Source organism: Microvirga tunisiensis, assembly GCF_009296175.1.
Classification (GTDB): domain Bacteria; phylum Pseudomonadota; class Alphaproteobacteria; order Rhizobiales; family Beijerinckiaceae; genus Microvirga; species Microvirga tunisiensis.
Window position 1 is genome coordinate 1 of sequence record NZ_VOSK01000880.1, and the last position, 887, is coordinate 887.

General features: G+C 62.6%; 2 protein-coding genes. One reads left to right on the forward strand and one right to left on the reverse strand.

The features are described 5' to 3' along the window. On the forward strand, positions 1-176 hold a 176-nt coding region (locus FS320_RS44285; protein WP_192926244.1), incomplete at its 5' end, for a transposase. Between the two features lie 162 nt (positions 177-338). Here FS320_RS44285 and FS320_RS44290 read toward each other — a convergent pair. Beyond that, positions 339-749 carry a response regulator gene (locus tag FS320_RS44290; protein ID WP_152718768.1) on the reverse strand — a complete coding sequence of 137 codons (411 nt, stop codon included), beginning with the start codon at positions 747-749 and terminating at the stop codon, positions 339-341. Positions 750-887: the final 138 nt, after the last annotated feature.

Genomic DNA, 887 nt, shown 5'->3' on the forward strand with positions numbered 1-887 from the left:
ATCTCGCCCGGGCGGAGTTCGCAACGCTGCGGTTGCGCCTGCTCAAGATCGCCGTGCGGGTGCAGGAAACCACCAGCCGCATCCGACTGGCCTTTGCCTCGTGCTGTCCGGAAGCGGATCTCGTCCGGCGTCTTGCGAGCGCTCTGGCACCCCAGCCCCGGGCGGCCTCGCCCTGAGCGCCGGGGCTGCCATCGCCCCGGTCATCCCATCCCGTCCCGGCCAACGCGTTCCCCACGTTCCAGACCTTGCCGCGGTGAAAGAAACGCAGCGGATCGGCACGCCCGCGCTACCAAATAGGCCCCGAAACAAACTCTGGTGAATAGGAACGGTTAGTGAGATTACGCCCGTAGCGCCCTCACCACCTCAGTGTCTGGGTGAGTCACAATCGTCTTATACCGGCTTGATGCAGCCGCCTTTTCGGCCTCGATCAACACTTCTAAAGGTCGCCATGGCTTCGGCATGAAGCGCACCTGCCTGAGAACCTTATCGAGGTCCTCCTCAAGGGGTGCGCCCGAGGTCAGGAGGGTTCTGATCCACGGCCACTTCAACCGAACCGTCCGTGCGAGGTCCACGCCGTCCATGACACAGGGCAGCTTCACGTCAGAGAAAAGGAAGGCGACATCGCCTGCATTGAACCGGAGATACTGCAACGCCTGCTCGGCGCTGGCCGCCTCCACTACCCGGAGGTCTGTCTCCTCCAGCAGCGCGACCGCCAGAGCCCGAAGCTCCTCATCGGCCTCGACAATCAACGCAACGCGAAGACCTATGCTGGATTTTGGGTGATGGGGCCGATCAGGCGACGTTGTGTGTTGGCGTCGTTGCGATCTCGGTGCCGTCCTGGAATCTGACACCCGCGATTACTTTCGGCAACTGGTTTTCGCCCATCA